Genomic DNA, 18,880 nt, shown 5'->3' with positions numbered 1-18,880 from the left:
GTCTATAGATGCGGACTGTTATAAAAGAAGGCTGGGCGCTGGTACGCATACGCTTTTATATCGTTATCATTTTATTTCTGTATCGTCTGCTGTGGGGAGTATTTCTCTATAGGCTGGTACAGTCTGCCGTTATCCCGCTGCTGCTACGTTATCCTGATCAGAGCCAAAACGAACTGGGAAAGACCTTGTTTTGGATGGAGGGCCAGATCGCCTTGATGGACAGCCGGGAAGTACATGTGTACTTGTGGATATTACTAGGGGCGACCGTACTGCGCATACTAATCACTCCCTTCATTAGAGCTGGCATATATCAAAGCCTGCATACCGATGCGTCTGAACCGCAAAGCCTGTCCTTCTTCAAGGGGATGAAACGCCACGGTATGTCATCGCTATTGTATTACATCATCGAGTTGGGTTTGCTGCTGCTTCCCGCCTTTTGGGTGGTACCGAGACTCTATCCTATTGTAGTAGGAACGTTGCAATCTTCCTCTTACCTGCTACATTTGTTGCCCTATGCCATGGGGTGGATAGCTTACGGTTGGGTCATTCGGCAGTGCATCCTGTATATGCAGTTGGGCACTGTCAGTGGTCACACCATACTATCCTCCCTGCTCGCCTTCTTTCGCCAGCTTCTTCCGGCTGTTGGTGTATCCCTGTTGCTCGGTACTTGTGTGTTGCTAGTTTTCGGTCTATTTGGCACCGTGGCGATGATTTGGACGGGTATGTTGGCACTGATTCTCCAGCAATCGTATCATTTTGTTACCAGTCTGGTCAGGCTGTGGCATATCAGTTCGCAGTATCGGCTATGGCACATCGATATCTCCAGCAGAGGCTAACCTCTCACAATATGCTCTCTCCTGTATTTTCAGCTGTCGAAAAAACTTTTTTCTTTCCCGTGCAAACAGCACATAACTGAATACTGTTAACAGAATCTGTTCCTGGAGCGTTAGGAACAGATTTTTTTTGTAACTTTTTGCGATGAAACATTTGCCAAAGCCTGCTGTCTTTGTTACAATAATCGCAGTGAACTGATAGTAACAACTTTGTAATCTTTATTGTAACCTTTATCTTAAAAACATCGTTGTCGTGAATACTGCTCTCCAAGGTGCACATCTTAAGTTAAGCCTAATTCCTGGCACCTAGGAAGCGGGGGAACCAGTTTGGGTGAATTGATCTCGCAACAGAGTGGTCATAGGGGAACCTTCTACCGAATCCTTAAGCTAACCTCGCAGGCATTGGAAGGGGTATATTTTTTTTGAAGAAGAAGCTAACGATCGCAGCCATGGGTCTCGCCATTGCCTTTACATCTTTTACATTCGGTGGCAGCAGTGCATTTGCAGACTCTAAGATGGACCAGGTCATCCAAGATGCCAAAGGAACGAACTACAGAAGCGGAGGCACTACACTCGAGGGATTCGATTGCTCCGGCTTCACAATGTATGTATTCAACAAACTGGGAATTAAACTGCCGCATCAATCTGGATCACAATTCAAAATGGGTTCTTCTGTATCCCGCGATGAAATGAGACCAGGCGACCTGGTGTTCTTCAACACCACAGGAAGAGGCGTTTCCCATGTAGGTATCTTCGTAGGTGAAGGGAAATTCGCCCACTCCTCGACTTCACGTGGTGTAGTAGTTAGCTCACTGAACGAAAATTATTACGCTAACCGTTATGTCGGTGCAAAAAGAATTATGAGCACAGACGCTTACCATTCTGTAGCTTCAGATATTCCTGATGACGACAACGTAGAATAACTACCGCACAGCAAGCTAACCCTAGCCGCAATTTGATTCTGGCCGGAATCGAATTGCGGTTTTTTATGTCCACTACATCAGCAATGATTATCATTACTGACGAACTGACACCTCAAAAGGTTTCAATTTTAGCGAACATCGTCGGTTTTACCGTCACCGCTGGGGGAGCATATGAGCAGTAAATCCTTCTTATTGAATGTATACCCGACTTAGGTACGAAATAAACACGCTTGCCATTCTCCTACAACTTGTCTACAATCTGTGGTTAATGATTGAAGTACCTGCATAAGGAGGAATGGAAAAGTGCCGGCCTCAATATCCAACTACCGGATCGTACCGATGGACGAGCATCAAGCGGCTGAAATCTGTGAGTGGCGCTATGATCCCCCCTACAACATATACGGCTGGCTTCCCTGGGAACAAATGAAGGCACTTGAAGTCGAATTTGGAAGTCCCACGCTTCGCCAAGAGCAATATGTTGCGGTCCTGGACGAAGAGAATGAGCTGACGGGATTTGCTCAATATTTCCCTATGGTCGGTGTGACCCGGCTGGGTCTTGGAATGCATCCCGAAAGATGCGGACATGGCACAGGCTCCGATTTTGTCCGGGCCATTGCCGAGGAAGCCAGACGACGTCATCCGCAGAATGAAATTGACCTAGAGGTTCTCACTTGGAATCAGCGGGCTATCCGAGCCTACAAGGCAGCTGGATTTGAGCTGACGGATACCTATGAACGCCAGACTCCAGATGGCAGAAAGCCGTTCCATTGTATGGTATATCGTCCTGAACAACAGAATCGGGTTCTATAAATAAGAGCGCCTTCACTATACAACCGCGATGTTGTATAACGAAGGCGCTCTTCATATATACGACAGATCATTACAAACTCAATGACTGCTGCGCATTTTTTCGAAAGCTTCATTATATTGTTGGGCTTCCTTAATATCTACGGCCATAATACCGCCATCGTCCCAGGAGGTCAAACGCAGAGTCACGGTCTTGTAATCAATCGTAATAAATGGATGGTGATTAAATGCCTCAGATATAGCGGCAACTTCATCCACGAAGGCAATTCCTTTCATAAAACTGGAAAAATTATATTTCCGAACGATCCAACGTCCTTCCTCCAGTTCCCAGCCCTCCAGCTTCTCCAGATGTGCTTCAATCTCTTCTTGTGTAAAAGGCATGTTACGAACTCCTCCCCGTTTATACGGAAGCCTTTTAGCCGCTTAAATGCGGCCAAAACTACGATATATTGGTGTACATATTACCACGGCCCCGTTGATAAATCCATAAGACGGCCATCAAATCAATGGGACCGACGTCAGCTCCTCATCCCCGATGAGTACATAGATCCGGTGCTGCTCCGGCTCATAAATCACAACACCGCTGCCTACAGTGATTATAGGTTCTGTGCCCAGTGCATAAAATAAGTCTTCTGCCAAAGCCTCATTGACTTCCTGGCACCCCGCTGGGTCCAGCCTGTCCCAATCTTCTGCTTCCATTTCAAAAAATTCATAGCTATCTGGAATGCGTCCCACAGCCTCTGTCAAATCGTTCAAAATTTGTTCATACTCGCGCCCATGCTTTACTCCCATGCTATTTCCTCCAGTGGTTCAGCGATTCAATACATAATCACTTTATTATACCGGAAATTCGCCCTTAACAAAAAAGAGAGTTTTGTCGATAAATACTATAATCCGTCTCATAATGACGCGCTTGGGGCAAGGACGACCCATGCGGCATGAAAGGATTCAAAATCTATTCTCATGGATGAGGTGTATCATGCAAATTACAACCATTATTGGACTTGTGCTCGGGCTTTTGTCACTGGTCGTCGGGATGATCCTGAAGGGCGCGCCAGTCGTCAATCTGGTCAATAATCCCGCTGCTTACATGATTATTTTCGTCGGAACAGCAGCAAGTATATTCATGGCGTTTCCGATGGATGACATGAAACGGGTGCCAAAGCTGTTTAAAATTATTTTCACCCAGCAGAAATTGCTGGATCGCAAGGAGCTTATCGGTACATTTACCGAATGGGCATCCATTACCCGTCGTGAAGGTCTGCTCGCGCTGGAATCCAAGGTCGAAGAGATCGACGATCCCTTTATGCGCGGCGGTATGCGTATGATTATCGATGGTAATGATCAGGAGTTCGTACGCGATGTTCTGATGGAAGACATTAACGCTACCGAAGATAGACACCGCGCAGGCGCACTAATTTTTTCCCAAGCCGGTATGTACGCTCCAACACTCGGGGTACTCGGTGCGGTTGTAGGTCTGATTGCCGCTCTAGCCGACCTTAGTGACATGGAAAAACTGTCCCATGCCATTGCGGCCGCCTTTATTGCAACGTTGCTCGGTATTTTTACAGGTTATGTCCTATGGCATCCAATGTCCAACAAGCTGAAACGGCTATCCAAAAAAGAAGTGGAACTTAAGTTAATGATGGTCGAAGGTCTGCTTTCGATTCAATCCGGTATCTCGACGATTGCCATCAGCCAAAAGCTAGCAATCTTCCTAACTCCAACCGAACGGGCTTCGATGACCCAGAAGGATGGCGATTCCAGTGAGTAAAAAGAGACATGAACCGCATGAAGAGCATGCTGACGAAAGCTGGCTGTTGCCATATTCCGACTTAATGACCCTTCTGTTGGCTCTTTTCATTGTCTTATTCGGTATGAGCTCGCTCGATGCCAAAAAATTTGAAACTATGGCTCAATCCTTGAGTTCAGCTTTTAGTGGCGGTACTGGCGTGCTGGATCACTCGGCCGCGAATCCGTCGTCACAATCTATGGATATGGGCAAAAATAAAGAAGAGGTATCGCAACCTTTAAAATCGAAAGCCACTTCTACCTCTGATCTGCAGAAGCAACTCGCCCAGCGGGAAGAAGAAGATTTAAAGAAGCTTAAAAAACAAATGGATCAGTATATTCAAAATAACGGCCTGTCCACTCTACTGAACACCAAGCTGAACCAATCCCAGCTGATGATCACCATTAGTGATAATGCCCTGTTTTCATCCGGGCAGGCCGAAGTAAAGCCAGAAGCGAGAAAGCTAGCCAAATCCATTTCCAGCATGCTCCAGCAGTTTCCTGGTTATGATGTTATCGTATCCGGTCATACCGACAATGTACCTATTTCCAATAGTCAGTTCCCGTCCAACTTTGATTTGAGTGCCAAGCGCTCGCTCAATTTCTTGCGTATTTTGCTGCTCAATCCGCAGCTCGATCCTACCAAGTTTGTATCCATCGGATATGGCGAGTATCGACCATTGGCAAGCAATCAAACTGGAGAAGGACGCGCCAAAAACCGTCGTGTCGAAATTTCCGTTCTTCGCAAATATCAGAACGGTACACAAGTTATTAGTCCTACCTCAAGCTCGAATGAAGGTTGATCATGAATATGTTATATGAACAAAGGCACCGCCGCATTTTTTATGCAGCTGGTGCCTTTTGATTTAGTGATTCCTGTTGTCTAGCCCTGCCATATAGGAGAACCCAGCGCTGAAGGCTATAAGAAGGCCTCTGGCCTTAGCTAAGCGTATAATCAAGCATCTGGCCCAGTTCCAGCTTTTCAGCCTCTGTTAAATCGCGCCAGGCGCCTTTCTGAAGGGACCCCAATCGAATATTCATGATTCGCAGTCGCTGCAGCTTTTTAACTTCATAACCGAAGGCAGCACACATACGTCGGATCTGACGATTTTTCCCTTCTGTCAGAATAATACGGAATACATACTCAGATACACGTGTTACCTCACAGGGCAGCGTCCGATGACCGAGTATCTTCACACCGCTGGACATCCCCTGCACAAAGGATGGTGTGACCGGACGATCCACTGTTACGATATATTCTTTCTCATGCTTGCCTTCTGCCCGTAAAATCTTATTCACAATGTCCCCATCATTGGTCAATAAAATGAGACCTTCCGAATCCTTATCCAAGCGTCCAATTGGAAATATCCGTTGCGGGTGCCCCACAAAATCGACAATATTGCCTCTAATGTGACTCTCTGTCGTGCTAGTAATGCCGACTGGCTTGTTCAATGCAATATAGACGTGATCGGACTTATCGCGCAGTGGCTTGCCGTTCACACGGACATCATCGCCTTCTTCCGCTTGACTGCCCAGCACGGCCACTTCGCCGTTAATCGTCACGCGGCCGCTCTCTACCAGCTTGTCCGCCTCCCGGCGCGAGCAAAAGCCAGTTTCGCTGATAAATTTGTTAATGCGCAACCTGTGTACCCTCCATTTCTACGAACACACTTCCTCCTGCCCCCAGCCCGTTACTCGGGCTTGGCAATCGGAAGCTGCACGAGGGCGGTTGTTCCCTCTCCCTCTATGCTTTCAATATCCAGTGTGCCTTTATGGCTCTGTATAATACGCTGGCTGACCATAAGCCCTAGTCCTGTACCTGTTTCTTTGTTTGTGAAAAAAGGTTCTCCCAGCTTGGATAGCATTTCTGCAGGAATACCCGTACCCTGGTCCCGTATGAAGATTTTAACGCTTTCTCCCTCTAAGAACAAATGAATTGTGATGATGCCGCCTTTACTCATAGCCTCCATGCTATTTTTAAGTAAATTAATGAATACCTGTTTTAACTGATTTTCTTCAGCATATACCAAGGCAGGCTCGTCCGTAACCTGAAGGTTGAATACAATACCCAACAGATGCGCCTGGCTATCTAGCAAAGAAATAACATCACTCACAATATAACGAACATCTTTTTTCTGAAAATGTACTGCCTGTGGCTTTGCCAATATTAAAAACTCGCTAACGATCAAATTGATGCGATCCAGCTCAGACATCATAATATCGTTGTGTTTCATATTCAACACTTGATTTTGCTGCTGTAGTTGTAGGAAGCCACGTAGCGTGGTTAATGGATTACGAATCTCATGCGCTACGCCTGCCGCCAGTTGTCCTACGGTTGTCAGCTTCTCTGATCTACGTAGCAGTTCCTCCATCCGGTTACGCCCTGTGATATCACGCGAGACACAGATAAAGCCTAAGATTTCGCCTTGTTCATCCAGAATAGGTGAAGTACTCATACTAATCTCTACTGTACTTCCATCCTTACGCATTCGTAGGGTCTCGCTTGATACGATGCTTTCTCCCTGAAGCAGGCTCTCCTTCTGAAATTCATAATCCTCCTGTTGCTGCGGAGGCACAAACTCCAGCTTACGGCCAACCAATTCTTTCTTGGTCCATCCGTACAAAGCTTCGAAGGCATGGTTGACCCGAACAACACGATCCTCCTGATCGGTTACATGAATCGCATCTGCCGTCTGATTAATAACCGATTCTAGATGCTCCTTTACAGAACGGTTTTCTTCATACATTTGTTCAAGTCTTCTCGTATACATCCCCAAGTTGTAGGCCATCGCATTAATGCGCTCACCCAGCTGTGCAAGCTCATGGCCGCCCTTAATTTCTAGCCGTGTATCAAAATGGCCGTCAGCCATCTCGTTCACTTTTCCCAATATCGACTGAATCGGACGGACAAATAGGCTGGCGAGCACATAGCTTCCAATGATCACAACCTCCAATAGAACAATGGAAATAGCAACTAAACTGATTAATTGCTTGGATATAACAGAAGCGATTGTATCATAATTCATGACAATACGAATGACATAGGAATCACGGTTTGTCGGATAAAAAGGTATGTAGCTGACAAGCACCCGTTCGCCTTTAATATAACAATCTTGTACGATACTCTCTCCCGAAAGAATCGCCCTGGACACGGCCAAACGATCCTCTGGCACTCTCGTTAGTTGATACGTGCCGAATTGGATCGGTTCGTTGTACATGTAGTAGTGTTTTCGATCGTTACCGTTCTTGTCCATCGTAGCGCCACCAAAGGTTGCAGGGTTGATTCCTGTTATCTCCAAAATGCGATAATCCACTTGCTGAGTCTGCTTCACAATCTCAGCTGGGCTCAGGATAGGTATAAAATCCTGGACTGAAGTATCCTGGAAGGATATTCGAATTAAGTAGTTACGTTTTTGATCATAATAAAATCCCCATTTATTAATATGTGAGGAACCTGAATCTGTGTAATCAAAAGAACTGGTCCAAAAATGATCCAGGTTCTGACCATGCGCCATGGCCACCTGTCCATGTTTATATAATTGGTCAACTGCATTTTTCCAATATCCCATTAATGGATCGGATGACGTTAACTCTTTAGGATTCGAAGATTTGACAACCTTATATCCCTGTCCATCTCGGATCATCAAAGAGATATTAATATCCCTGTGGAGTGTAGCTATCTGTTGTAGCTGTTCCTGCTGGATATTACGAATATCGGGATCGAGCTGATTGGCAGCCAACGTAGCAGAAAGCCACAGATTATATCCGAGCTGCTTGTCAACGGCCTCCCAGCTATGTCGGGTTTGTTCGATAGCTCCTCCGATGATTTTAGCCGTCAGAACCATTTTGGTTTCACTGTCACTTCTTAGATTTTCGTGGGTCGTGTAGTAATTGAGTGCGATGTTTAACAATAGGATAAACAGGACCGACCCCGACAAAATGATCGTTATTCTGATTTTTATCGACACACTGATTTCTCACCTCTTGCCGTATGCTGGCGATTACTGGCAATTGCTAACTCAATGATACCGTAATAGTGCCTGGGATACCAGCATTTACATTTACCGGATATACATAAATACACACCCTGTGAACAATGTTGTCAATAGGCGAGCATTTACCTACAATGTATTAAGATAATCATCCACATATAGTCCACAAATACACAGATGTTATTATAAACTGTGGATAAATCTGTGGACAACTATGGTGTTATCCACAATTTTATTCACATCATGTTAACAACGGAATACTTGTTCGTTGGATAATTCCGCGTTTGAAAGGAGCATTTTCCCAGTGACCATTATGGATCACGCCTATTGGATGAGAGAAGCCATTCAGGAAGCGTACAAGGCAGAAGCGTTGGGTGAAGTCCCCATCGGAGCTGTCATTGTAAAAGATAATGAAATCATCGGTCGCGGCTACAATTTGCGCGAGACCGACACCGACCCAACTGCACATGCAGAGATGGTTGCCATCCGGCAGGCCAGTGAGCATTTGGGCGCTTGGCGCCTGCTGGATTGCAGGCTGTATGTCACTTTGGAGCCGTGTCCGATGTGCGCTGGAGCCATTGTGCAATCACGCGTCCCCCATCTAATATACGGCACCACAGATCCCAAGGCGGGTTGTGCAGGCACGCTAATGAATTTATTGCAGGAGCCTCGGTTCAATCATTGTACAGAAGTAACCCGCGGTGTACTTCAGGAGGAATGTGCCTCCATGCTAACAAACTTTTTTCGGCAGCTCCGGCAAAAAAGAGCGGCTGCCAAATTGTCTCCTCCTTCATCTCCATCCTGAGGAGGAAAAGTCCAAAGCTCTTCATCTCACTGCTAATTCCGCGTGAAAGGAGATCACCTTATGCCTATGAGCTTGTATAATACGCCTCAAGGTATCTTTTTACGTCCCCTAAGCTTGGAGGATGGCGAAGCCCTTCTCGCCCTTAGACTTCGAAATAGGGACTCTCATGCGCCCTATGAGCCACTGTATGAGGCTTCATTTTTCACTTTAAAGAAACAACAGGATTACATCCGTGAGAGATTGCGTCAAGCGGAAGAAGATCGAGGGTACTTGTTTGGTATCTTTCTCTTAAAACAAGAACGGCTGATAGGTTACATCTCCATTTCCAATCTGGTGCGTGGAGTTGGACAATTCGCCGACGTCGGCTATATGATGGATCAACATGAGCAGGGTAAGGGACATATGACGGCCGCTTTAAAGTTGATCATACAGTATGCCTTCCGCGCCTTATCTCTACATCGTCTCCAAGCAGGTACCCTTCTGCATAATGATCGCTCACAACGTGTATTACAGAAGTGTGGCTTTCAACCGGAAGGTATTGCTCGCAAGCTGGTACAGATTCAGGGCGAATGGCAGGATCATCAGATGTTCGGGATTCTAGCTGAAGATGACGTGTGACGAATCTGAACAACTGCACACAGGACAACTTAATCATGAACAAAAAAACCGCCCGGCCTATGCCGAGCGGTTTTCTTACATCACATTCGAAGAAATGATGTTTGTAATCCTGTCATCCTCTGTTTAAGGAGATACAGTTTGCATTTTTTGTTGTAGTTGTTCGATAGTGAGGACTTGGTCCGCTGTTGGAATCCCCACTTTAAATGATGCTTTTTCATTGATTTTGCTGTATTGCGAATAGCCTGTTACAGACAACTTCACATTATCTTTCGTAGAAGGATCATTCACTTCCACGTTCGCATTCAGATCTTGATACACAGGAACGTTATCCTTGTTCAAAGCAGTGTTAATGTCAAACTGTTTCACTGTCAAATAGTTCTTCAACTCATCCAGCTTTTTGCTAACTTCGCTGGTGTTGGATTGCAGTTCTTTTTTCGCTTCAGCCAGTTCTTCCTTCTTCACTTGAAGCATGCCAGCATATTCGTCTTTAGACATTATATCCAGGACCTTAGGAAGCGCCTTAGTGATAAATGTATTGGTCGCTTGCTTCACGTTATCGTTCGTGATTTTAAACTGAACCACTTGTTTAGCTTCAACGCCTTGTGGCAATTTAGCATCTTTAGGATCAATATCAAAGAAATACGTAGCTTGATCATACTCGCCCATGATCGCAGCAATCACTTCGTTCGCAAATTTCTGAGATTTTTCCTGATCCATGGTTGCAGGGTTAAATTCTTGTCCTGATTGTTTAGCCAGTTCTTGTGGATCAATGAGTAGGAACTTACCTACAACATCCTGTGGAAGCGGGTAAAATGGAATATTAGGAATTTTAACGTACAATTTATCTTTAGTCATTACCATTGGAATCGTAAAGCTAGTAGAAAGATCACCCTTCAAATGAATGCCAAGCGTCATTTCAGATTGGAAAGGCTCCTTTTGGTATACGCCATCCAGTGTAATATCAGCATTTTTCAGCATGCTAGTTACCATTGCACTTTGCTCAGCTGGCACAGAAGCGGAGGTAATTGTCAGTTCCTTAACGGTAAATTGACTTTTGGATTCATAGGAATTCAACTTCATCGCATTTGCTGTACCAGTCGTAACAGCTTCCTTCGGTTCTAACTTCTTGCTACAACCTACCAGCGCTACCGTCATTAGCAACACCATAGTGAGGACCAAGACGGATAATTTTTTACTCATTGTGTAGATTCTCTCCTCTCATAATTAACCCCTTTTTTTATGCTAACAAAAAAAATACACACCCTCTATTTTAACTCATATTCATAAACGGCGAAACACTTATTGGAAAATTTCCTTGCAATAAGCACAAAGACACCCTGGCTCTCTAACCAGGGTGTACTATACTTCGTAATATTTTTAGGAGAAAAGTCTGACTGCTTATGAACCTTGTCTGTTATGGTGATCCACGTGATTGCGCTGTTTCACCTTCTTGGAACCGGATAACGGCTCTTGTTGATGACTACGCTCACGCTTTTCGTTACTTCCACCAGATTCCTGTGCCTCAGGAACAGGAACAGCTCTAGGCTTGCCCATTTATGCATCCTCCATTCTCAGTCTAAATTATTGGCACATCAACGAATCCGTTTATTACCATTTAAAATAGGACTATAGATGGTTCAGATCTTCCGTTTTATCGTGATTCAGTGAATCCTGATGACGACGATCATTACGATCCTGCTGCACTTGCTGTGCCTGATGACTATTGACTGGACGTTGTTCCAAATCATCGACAATGTTGGACAGGTTTTTATCCAATCCGTTTTTGGCCTTGGTCATGTAACCTTCCTCCTCATTCCTTCATGACTACGAGTGCGTTAATGACTGTAATGTTTGGGCGCATTGGTGAATGTGCCGCGTATAATCGGACACCAGCTGTTGAATGATATCTGTTCGTTCATCCACAGACCGTCCGTCACGCTCTACATCGACTAAGCTAACCTGTACCTCCCGAGAATCTACATACGTACATGCAAAGTTAAAGGAGTACATTTGTCGGCCTTCTACCTCGATATGGATTCGTATAGCCCGGTTATCAGCTTCATCTGCCTGTACCTGTGATTTATCCCCTGAATTCAAAAGAATCGGCAGTTGTTCCTGCCAGGCCTCTACCAGCTTTTGCTGATCTACTGTCATTTCTCGATTCATGCCAGCACCTCCACATCTGATAACGTGTGAAAAAAACAGGTTTTTTATACAACAAAAAAGCCATTCTTCACGATTCCTGATCATTAGCATATAGAGCCTAATGTACCAGCTATCAGATTCGAATGGCTTGGTTTTATTTAGAATATGGCGGAGAGGATGGGATTCGAACCCATGTGAGCTTGCACTCTAACGGTTTTCAAGACCGCCCCGTTATGACCGCTTCGGTACCTCTCCAGGTGGTAAATGGATAAAGCTGCTTCCCTCTATTAAACAACTCAGGCGCAACAAAATTATTTTACCACAGAATTTTTAAGAATGCAAGGCTTACTGTTTAGGAGTTATAACCTCAACGCCTCGCATGTATGGACGCAGCACTTCAGGAATTACAATGCTTCCGTCCTCTTGCTGATAGTTCTCCAAAATAGCAGCTACAGTCCGTCCTACAGCCAATCCTGAACCGTTCAGTGTATGTACAAATTCAGGCTTTGCCTTCGCATCTGGACGAAACCGGATGTTTGCACGACGCGCTTGGAAGTCTTCAGTGTTGGAACAGGAAGAAATCTCACGGTACATGCCGCTCTCCGGCAACCATACTTCCAGATCGTACGTTTTGGCAGACGTAAAACCCATATCTCCTGTGCAAAGTGCCAGCACCCGATATGGAAGTCCGAGCAGCTGCAAAACACGCTCAGCGTTATTCGTCATTTTCTCTAATTCTTCATAAGAGGTATCTGGGTGAACCAGCTTGAGCATTTCCACCTTATTGAATTGATGCTGACGAATCAAGCCACGTGTATCACGCCCTGCTGATCCTGCCTCTGAGCGAAAGCAAGAGCTGTATGCCACATAATATTTAGGAAGCTGATCTGCATTCATAATCTCTTCACGGTGGTAGTTCGTTACCGGAACTTCGGCCGTAGGAATAAGATAATACTCGGTATCACGCAGTTTAAACAAATCCTCTTCAAACTTCGGAAGCTGACCCGTTCCGTACAGACTGTCCCGATTTACAATGTATGGAGGTAGCATTTCTTCATAACCATGCTCACTGCTGTGCAGATCCATCATAAAGTTAATTAGCGCACGTTCCAATCGCGCTCCCAGTCCCTTATAGAACGTAAAACGAGAACCCGTCACCTTAGCTGCAGCCTCAAAATCAAGAATATCTAGATCCTGAGCCAACTCCCAATGCGCTTTGGGTGTAAAAGAAAACTCGCGCGGCTCCGACCAGCGGCGAATTTCCACATTATCCTCTTCCGAAGCGCCTACAGGCACAGTCTCATTAGGAATATTAGGAATCGACATCACCAGTTCGTCGATCTGAACTTCCAGTTCCCGCACTTGCTCATCCAATTCTTTAATACGATCGGAGACCTGGCGCATTTCAGCAATAAGATCATCCGCATTTTCCTTATTCTTCTTCAACTTGGCTACTTCACCAGATACGACATTCCGACGATTTTTGAGTCCTTCACTTTCCTGAAGCAACTCACGACGGCTTACATCCAGATCTGTAAAACCATTAATCAGATCCAGAGATTTACCTCTGTTCTGTAAAGCTTTCTCAACCCGACCAAGCTCATTACGCAAAATCTTTATATCTAACACAGGTGATCCCTCCTACACTACAAACCTGACTTTCCGCTATCCGCGGACCATATCCACAAAATACTGATGTAACCGGTAATCGTCTGTTAATTCCGGATGGAAGGATGAAGCCAGCAGATGACCCTGACGGGCTGCTACAATCTCGCCGTTATACTCAGATAGCACATCTACTCCCATTCCGACAGATTGTATTAAAGGCGCGCGTATAAACACCGCACGAACCGGCTCCTCAATCCCTTTAATGTTCAAGTCAGTTTCAAAGCTTTCTCGTTGGCGACCAAAGGCATTACGCGATACTGTAATATCCATTAGTCCCAAATGTGCTTCTTCCTGTCCTTGAATCGTCTTGGCCAGTACAATCAATCCCGCGCAAGTGCCAAATACAGGCTTCCCTTGATTGGAAAATTGGCGTATAGCCTCTATAAAATCATACTTGCGCATTAGCTTACCGATAGTAGTGCTTTCACCACCGGGAATGATAAGACCGGACAGCTCATCGAGCTGTTCGATCTTCTTCACTGCTATACCTTCAGCACCCGCACGTTCAACACTTCGTATATGCTCAGCTACAGCGCCTTGCAGCGACAATACACCTATTTTCATGCCGGTCCCTTCTTTCTTACCAACCACGATCTTGCATGCGCTCATGCGATGCCAGTTTGGAAATTTCAATGCCTTTCATAGGAGTCCCCAAATTCTTGGACACTTCTGCAATCAGCTTGTAATCCGTATAATGAGTGGTCGCTTCCACAATGGCCCGCGCAAATTTCTCAGGACTATCCGACTTGAAGATACCAGAACCTACAAATACACCATCAGCGCCTAAATGCATCATCAACGCAGCATCTGCAGGTGTTGCTACACCGCCCGCTGCGAAGTTAACCACTGGAAGCTTACCAAGCTCATGCACTTCCAACAGCAGCTCATAAGCAACTCCGAGGTTTTTCGCTTCTGCATACAGCTCGTCCTTCGACAGGTTTTGCACCTTGCGAATTTGACCATTGATAAAACGCATGTGACGAACAGCCTCAACAATATTTCCAGTTCCCGGTTCACCCTTTGTACGGATCATAGATGCGCCTTCACCGATACGACGCAATGCTTCCCCTAGATCCTTGGCTCCACAAACAAATGGAACGGTGAACTCCCGCTTATCGATATGGAATACCTCATCCGCAGGTGTCAATACTTCGCTCTCATCGAGGTAGTCAACACCTAGAGATTCCAGTACCTTTGCCTCAACAAAGTGACCAATACGAGCCTTAGCCATAACAGGAATAGAAACAACCTTCATTACCTCTTCCACAATCGTAGGGTCAGCCATGCGAGCAACCCCACCCGCTGCACGGATATCCGAAGGCACTCGTTCAAGAGCCATTACGGCTGTAGCGCCTGCTGCCTCAGCAATTTTAGCCTGTTCAGCGTTCATGACATCCATGATTACGCCGCCTTTTTGCATCTCTGCCATACCTCTTTTTACACGCGAAGTTCCCGTTTCCATGTCGTTGCCTCCTGTAAGGGTTACGTTTAGATTTCTAACTTAAGATTTTACCGTACGAACGCCAAATACACAATCATTTCAAGTTGCAAAATAAGTAATGCAGAACAGGTTAGACCGGTTAGCGTTCATCTTTAGAAGAGATTTTTAATTCCCTGGAACAAATCGCCGAAGAAATCACCAATTGCCCGGAAAAGCATTCGGAACCAACCGCCCTCTTCTACTGCTGTAGTTGTAACCAAATTAACAGTTTTCGTCTGGCCTTTATCCACGCCATCCGTTTTGTATGTGTACGTAATCGTTCCGACTTTTGCCCCTTGCTTCAAAGGTGCCACGAGAGAGCTTGCTGGTGTTATATTCGTTGTAAAGGTTACCTTAGGATTGCTCGCACCCTTAGCCACGATAAAACTTACTGCATCTTTTGTGACGATCGGCACTTCTGTTTCCGTACCTTTGGTCACAGGCACATTCTCAACACCTTTAACCACCGTTTTTGGAGCAACAACCTGCTTCACTTCAAAGTTATCAAAGCCATAGTTCAGCACTTTAGCCGTCTCTGTAAAACGGTGTGCATCAGAGTCAGCGCCCATAACTACACTGATGAGACGCATTCCATTACGTTCAGCCGTACCTGTAAAACAGTTTCCAGCATTAGCCGTATGACCTGTTTTCATTCCGTCTAAACCTGGATAAGCGAATTTTCTAAAGTTAGTAATATTTTTGTTCGCTTCCAGCATCCAGTTATAGTTAATAATCGGTGCTTTATCGGTTGGACGGAATTTGTACGATTGAATTGTGGTAAACCGTGTATAATCTGGATGGTCCTTAATGATGTAACCTGCTAGAGTAGCTGCGTCTCTCGCTGTCATCACAGTTTCCCGGTCTGTGTCCGGTTGAAACCCTGCAGGCATATCCTTGCGATCCAAGCCAGTCGAGTTGATAAAATACGTATTTTTCATACCCATTTTCTGAGCTGTTTCATTCATTAGTTTCACAAAATCCTGCTCGGTTCCAGATACGCGTTCAGCAAGAGCTACTGTTGCATCATTGGCAGAACCTACTGCCATGGCAATATAAAGCTCTTCTACCGTATGTTGATCCCCTTGAGCCAAAAAAATACGTGATCCGATACTCTTAGAAGCATTCTCGTTCACTGTAACCTTATCCGTCCACTTAAGTTTGCCTTGCTTAACCTGCTCCGCTACGATGTACTCTGTCATCATTTTGGTCATACTGGCTGGCGGGAGCGGCTCATCTGGATTCATAGAGAGCAAAACCTGCCCAGTGGAAGGCTCAATCAAAATAGCTGAACGAAGTGCCAGACTAGGGGGGTTAATAGAACCTGTTCCCGTGATATTCGTTGCTTCTGTTGCCGCTCCAGCAGCAAAAGTAGCCACGCTTGAATCGAAATTGCCTACAACAGGCAAGGCCGACATATACATCATATTAAGCACCATGACTGCAGTCACACTCTTTTTAATCATGCTGCGTTTATTATTTTTCTTAAAATTGTTCGCTTTCAAATGAATACAAACTCCTCTCGTACCTCAACCCGAACCGCTATGCTATGTATAACGAGACGGTGGTTACAGCCTTTACTTGGCCAAAGAATTAATGTTTTAGTATTATACAATTTAGTGTCATTTCGTTTCCTAAGATATAGCTTGTCATGAGCATTCTGTGCCCGAATCTTCCTAACTGGTAGGAATCGTCCAAAATACCTAAGCGTCCTAATTCATCAATAACCTCATGAGAAGGCGGACACTTGTCTATTCTATCACAGGGGTATCTCTAAAAAAAGACAGGCAGAGCGAAATGCGCTCTGCCTGTCGTCAAGTCTATTACAGCCGAACTTTATAGAGAGTAGTTTGGTGCTTCTTTCGTAATCTGCACATCATGCGGATGGCTTTCGCGCAGACCTGCACCTGTAATACGGATAAAGCTTGTATCGTTACGAAGCTCCTCAATATTAGCAGTACCACAATATCCCATACCGGAGCGAAGACCGCCCAACAGCTGGTGAACAGTGTCGGAAAGTGGCCCTTTATAAGCAACGCGTCCTTCAATACCTTCTGGTACCAATTTCTTGTCGTCATCTTGGAAATAACGATCTTTACTACCTTGCTTCATCGCAGCCATAGAGCCCATACCACGATATACTTTGAAGCGACGTCCTTGATAAATTTCCGACTCGCCTGGGCTTTCTTCCGTACCTGCAAAAAGACTTCCCAGCATTACTGCAGAGGCCCCTGCCGCAATGGCCTTTGTAATTTCACCAGAGTATTTAATACCGCCATCTGCAATAATCGGAATATTATATTCACGTGCTACTGTTGCACAATCATAAATAGCTGTTATTTGTGGAACACCAATCCCTGCAATTACGCGTGTTGTACAGATAGAGCCTGGACCAATACCGACCTTAACGACCGATGCTCCTGCTTCAATCAATTCGCGCGTTCCGTCACCTGTAGCTACATTACCTGCTACAATCGTCAGATCAGGATATGTTTTACGCAACTCGCGGACTGCTTCAATAATGTTAATATGATGGCCATGAGCGGAATCCACAACAATCAAATCCACACCAGCTTTTACAAGTGCTTCAGTCCGTTCAAACGTATCCTTGGAAATGCCGACAGCCGCACCGACCAGAAGACGCCCTTGTGCATCCTTCGCTGCGTTCGGAAATTGAATAGCTTTCTCAATATCTTTGATGGTGATCAAACCTTTGAGGTAGTTCCCTTCATCGACCAGTGGAAGCTTTTCAATTTTATGCTTTTGCAAAATGACTTCCGCTTCCTGTAAAGTCGTGCCTACTGGTGCAGTTACCAGTTCTTCCTTCGTCATGACTTCACTAATTTTAAGATCAAAGTCGTGAATAAAGCGAAGATCACGGTTAGTAATAATACCCACCAGTTTGTTCTCTTCGTTTACAACAGGCACGCCGGAAATACGATATTTACCCATCACTGCCTCAGCATCGGACACCAAATGATCTGGAGTCAATGAGAATGGATTGGTGATAACACCGCTCTCTGAGCGCTTAACCCGATCTACCTCTACCGCTTGCTGCTCAATCGACATATTTTTATGAATAACACCAATACCGCCCTCACGAGCCATCGCAATTGCTAGCACTGCCTCAGTAACAGTATCCATACCAGCACTCATTAAAGGAATGTTCAGCTTCACGTTATCACTCAAACGAGTTGCTACGCTTACTTCTTTGGGCAGTACCACCGACTTACGAGGTACCAACAAAACATCGTCAAAGGTAAGGCCTTCCTTACCGAATTTATCTTCCCACACCAAGATGATCCTCCTTCAAAATGTTTAGTCTGTATTGGTCTTGTTGTCTGTCCGACATGGACAAATCAAGGCTCTCTGAAAATATATTATTGCAATCTTAGCAAAGCGGTATAGGGGTGTCAAGCCTTCATCAACAGCCCTAACCCGTAGTATTTCCCTGTACAAACAACTGTACTCCTACGAAGGACAACTATATAAACAAACGGCTTTAAAGGTACCAAAGGAGTAAGAATATAAATAAATTCACTTATATACAAAAAAGGATCATGATCTCAAAAAGATCATGATCCTTTTTACTTTTTGCTTGGCAACGTCCTACTCTCCCAGGACCCTGCGGTCCAAGTACCATCGGCGCTGGAGGGCTTAACGGTCGTGTTCGGGATGGGTACGTGTGGAACCCCTCCGCTATCGCCACCAAACATGAATTTGCTCCGCAAATTCTTCCGTAAGGTTATTCGGTTCATCACAGATTGTGTGAATGAATCGCCATACGCTTGTCGTATGTACTTCTACATACCTTCAAGGTG

The 18,880-nt window shown here is 45.2% G+C and carries 20 protein-coding genes, 1 tRNA gene, 1 rRNA gene and 1 riboswitch; of the genes, 7 read left to right on the top strand and 15 right to left on the bottom strand.

From position 1 onward, the window contains the following. Positions 1 to 8 precede the first annotated feature (8 nt). The 3 genes from C400_RS0112910 to C400_RS0112895 all read left to right on the top strand — a co-directional run bounded on the left by C400_RS0112910 (position 9) and on the right by C400_RS0112895 (position 2,566). Positions 9 to 836 (top strand): hypothetical protein, encoded by an 828-nt coding sequence (locus tag C400_RS0112910; RefSeq protein WP_017427227.1) that lies wholly within the window; start codon positions 9 to 11, stop codon positions 834 to 836. A gap of 276 nt (positions 837 to 1,112) precedes the next feature. Then, a riboswitch (cyclic di-AMP (ydaO/yuaA leader) is annotated at positions 1,113 to 1,250 on the top strand. 5 nt (positions 1,251 to 1,255) lie between these two features. Continuing rightward, on the top strand, positions 1,256 to 1,756 hold the full coding sequence (locus C400_RS0112900) for a C40 family peptidase (protein WP_016818546.1): 501 nt from the start codon (positions 1,256 to 1,258) through the stop codon (positions 1,754 to 1,756). A gap of 303 nt (positions 1,757 to 2,059) precedes the next feature. Further along, positions 2,060 to 2,566, top strand: a complete 507-nt coding sequence (locus tag C400_RS0112895) for a GNAT family N-acetyltransferase (RefSeq protein ID WP_016818545.1) — start codon at positions 2,060 to 2,062, stop codon at positions 2,564 to 2,566. Between the two features lie 78 nt (positions 2,567 to 2,644). On the opposite strand, the gene C400_RS0112890 is transcribed toward C400_RS0112895, so the two are convergent. Further along, positions 2,645 to 2,944, bottom strand: coding sequence for a 4a-hydroxytetrahydrobiopterin dehydratase (locus C400_RS0112890; RefSeq protein ID WP_007428083.1), 300 nt, complete (start codon positions 2,942 to 2,944; stop codon positions 2,645 to 2,647). Positions 2,945 to 3,061: 117 nt separating this feature from the next. Next, positions 3,062 to 3,355, bottom strand: coding sequence for a hypothetical protein (locus C400_RS0112885; protein WP_016818544.1), 294 nt, complete (start codon positions 3,353 to 3,355; stop codon positions 3,062 to 3,064). A 187-nt stretch (positions 3,356 to 3,542) separates the two neighbouring features. Between C400_RS0112885 and motA the strand changes: the two genes are divergently transcribed. Continuing rightward, positions 3,543 to 4,337 (top strand): flagellar motor stator protein MotA, encoded by a 795-nt coding sequence (gene motA, locus C400_RS0112880; RefSeq protein WP_013368736.1) that lies wholly within the window; start codon positions 3,543 to 3,545, stop codon positions 4,335 to 4,337. Then, complete coding sequence (motB, locus tag C400_RS0112875) at positions 4,330 to 5,157, top strand: flagellar motor protein MotB (protein WP_016818543.1); 828 nt, start codon at positions 4,330 to 4,332, stop codon at positions 5,155 to 5,157. The genes motA and motB overlap by 8 nt, the downstream gene beginning before the upstream one ends. A gap of 136 nt (positions 5,158 to 5,293) precedes the next feature. On the opposite strand, the gene rluF is transcribed toward motB, so the two are convergent. Together rluF and C400_RS0112865 are read right to left on the bottom strand one after the other, a co-directional pair. Next, the gene (rluF, locus tag C400_RS0112870) at positions 5,294 to 5,995 is read right to left on the bottom strand and encodes a 23S rRNA pseudouridine(2604) synthase RluF (protein WP_014599354.1); all 702 of its coding nucleotides are present in this window, start codon (positions 5,993 to 5,995) and stop codon (positions 5,294 to 5,296) included. A gap of 50 nt (positions 5,996 to 6,045) precedes the next feature. Further along, the gene (locus C400_RS0112865) at positions 6,046 to 8,322 is read right to left on the bottom strand and encodes a PAS domain S-box protein (RefSeq protein ID WP_017427225.1); all 2,277 of its coding nucleotides are present in this window, start codon (positions 8,320 to 8,322) and stop codon (positions 6,046 to 6,048) included. 328 nt (positions 8,323 to 8,650) lie between these two features. Between C400_RS0112865 and tadA the strand changes: the two genes are divergently transcribed. Beyond that, positions 8,651 to 9,151: a tRNA adenosine(34) deaminase TadA gene (gene tadA, locus C400_RS0112860; protein ID WP_017427224.1), complete on the top strand. Its 501-nt coding sequence runs from the start codon at positions 8,651 to 8,653 to the stop codon at positions 9,149 to 9,151. 60 nt (positions 9,152 to 9,211) lie between these two features. Then, a complete protein-coding gene (locus C400_RS0112855; RefSeq protein ID WP_017427223.1) occupies positions 9,212 to 9,769 on the top strand; it encodes a GNAT family N-acetyltransferase in 558 nt (185 codons plus the stop codon). A gap of 123 nt (positions 9,770 to 9,892) precedes the next feature. On the opposite strand, the gene C400_RS0112850 is transcribed toward C400_RS0112855, so the two are convergent. The 11 genes from C400_RS0112850 to rrf form a co-directional block, all read right to left on the bottom strand. Further along, positions 9,893 to 10,969 carry a hypothetical protein gene (locus C400_RS0112850; protein WP_017427222.1) on the bottom strand — a complete coding sequence of 359 codons (1,077 nt, stop codon included), beginning with the start codon at positions 10,967 to 10,969 and terminating at the stop codon, positions 9,893 to 9,895. Positions 10,970 to 11,167: 198 nt separating this feature from the next. Then, on the bottom strand, positions 11,168 to 11,323 hold the full coding sequence (locus C400_RS0112845; protein ID WP_017427221.1) for a small acid-soluble spore protein P: 156 nt from the start codon (positions 11,321 to 11,323) through the stop codon (positions 11,168 to 11,170). A 72-nt stretch (positions 11,324 to 11,395) separates the two neighbouring features. Further along, positions 11,396 to 11,566, bottom strand: a complete 171-nt coding sequence (locus tag C400_RS27810; RefSeq protein ID WP_017427220.1) for a hypothetical protein — start codon at positions 11,564 to 11,566, stop codon at positions 11,396 to 11,398. Positions 11,567 to 11,593: 27 nt separating this feature from the next. Further along, complete coding sequence (locus tag C400_RS0112835) at positions 11,594 to 11,935, bottom strand: hypothetical protein (RefSeq protein WP_017427219.1); 342 nt, start codon at positions 11,933 to 11,935, stop codon at positions 11,594 to 11,596. A 145-nt stretch (positions 11,936 to 12,080) separates the two neighbouring features. Next, positions 12,081 to 12,169 (bottom strand) — tRNA-Ser (locus C400_RS0112830). 90 nt (positions 12,170 to 12,259) lie between these two features. Continuing rightward, entirely contained in the window at positions 12,260 to 13,543 is a 1,284-nt protein-coding gene (gene serS / locus C400_RS0112825; RefSeq protein WP_017427218.1) for a serine--tRNA ligase, read from the bottom strand. 36 nt (positions 13,544 to 13,579) lie between these two features. Beyond that, positions 13,580 to 14,146 carry a pyridoxal 5'-phosphate synthase glutaminase subunit PdxT gene (gene pdxT / locus C400_RS0112820; protein ID WP_017427217.1) on the bottom strand — a complete coding sequence of 189 codons (567 nt, stop codon included), beginning with the start codon at positions 14,144 to 14,146 and terminating at the stop codon, positions 13,580 to 13,582. A 16-nt stretch (positions 14,147 to 14,162) separates the two neighbouring features. Continuing rightward, positions 14,163 to 15,044, bottom strand: coding sequence for a pyridoxal 5'-phosphate synthase lyase subunit PdxS (gene pdxS / locus C400_RS0112815; protein ID WP_013368723.1), 882 nt, complete (start codon positions 15,042 to 15,044; stop codon positions 14,163 to 14,165). 131 nt (positions 15,045 to 15,175) lie between these two features. Next, entirely contained in the window at positions 15,176 to 16,564 is a 1,389-nt protein-coding gene (locus tag C400_RS0112810; RefSeq protein ID WP_017427216.1) for a D-alanyl-D-alanine carboxypeptidase family protein, read from the bottom strand. A 331-nt stretch (positions 16,565 to 16,895) separates the two neighbouring features. Then, positions 16,896 to 18,353: an IMP dehydrogenase gene (guaB, locus tag C400_RS0112805; protein WP_017427215.1), complete on the bottom strand. Its 1,458-nt coding sequence runs from the start codon at positions 18,351 to 18,353 to the stop codon at positions 16,896 to 16,898. Between the two features lie 302 nt (positions 18,354 to 18,655). Beyond that, positions 18,656 to 18,772 (bottom strand): 5S ribosomal RNA (rrf, locus tag C400_RS0112800). Positions 18,773 to 18,880 lie beyond the last annotated feature (108 nt).

The organism is Paenibacillus sp. ICGEB2008 (genome assembly GCF_000307675.1).
Taxonomy (GTDB): Bacteria; Bacillota; Bacilli; order Paenibacillales; family Paenibacillaceae; genus Paenibacillus; species Paenibacillus polymyxa.
This window is presented reverse-complemented; position numbering and strand designations above follow the sequence as displayed.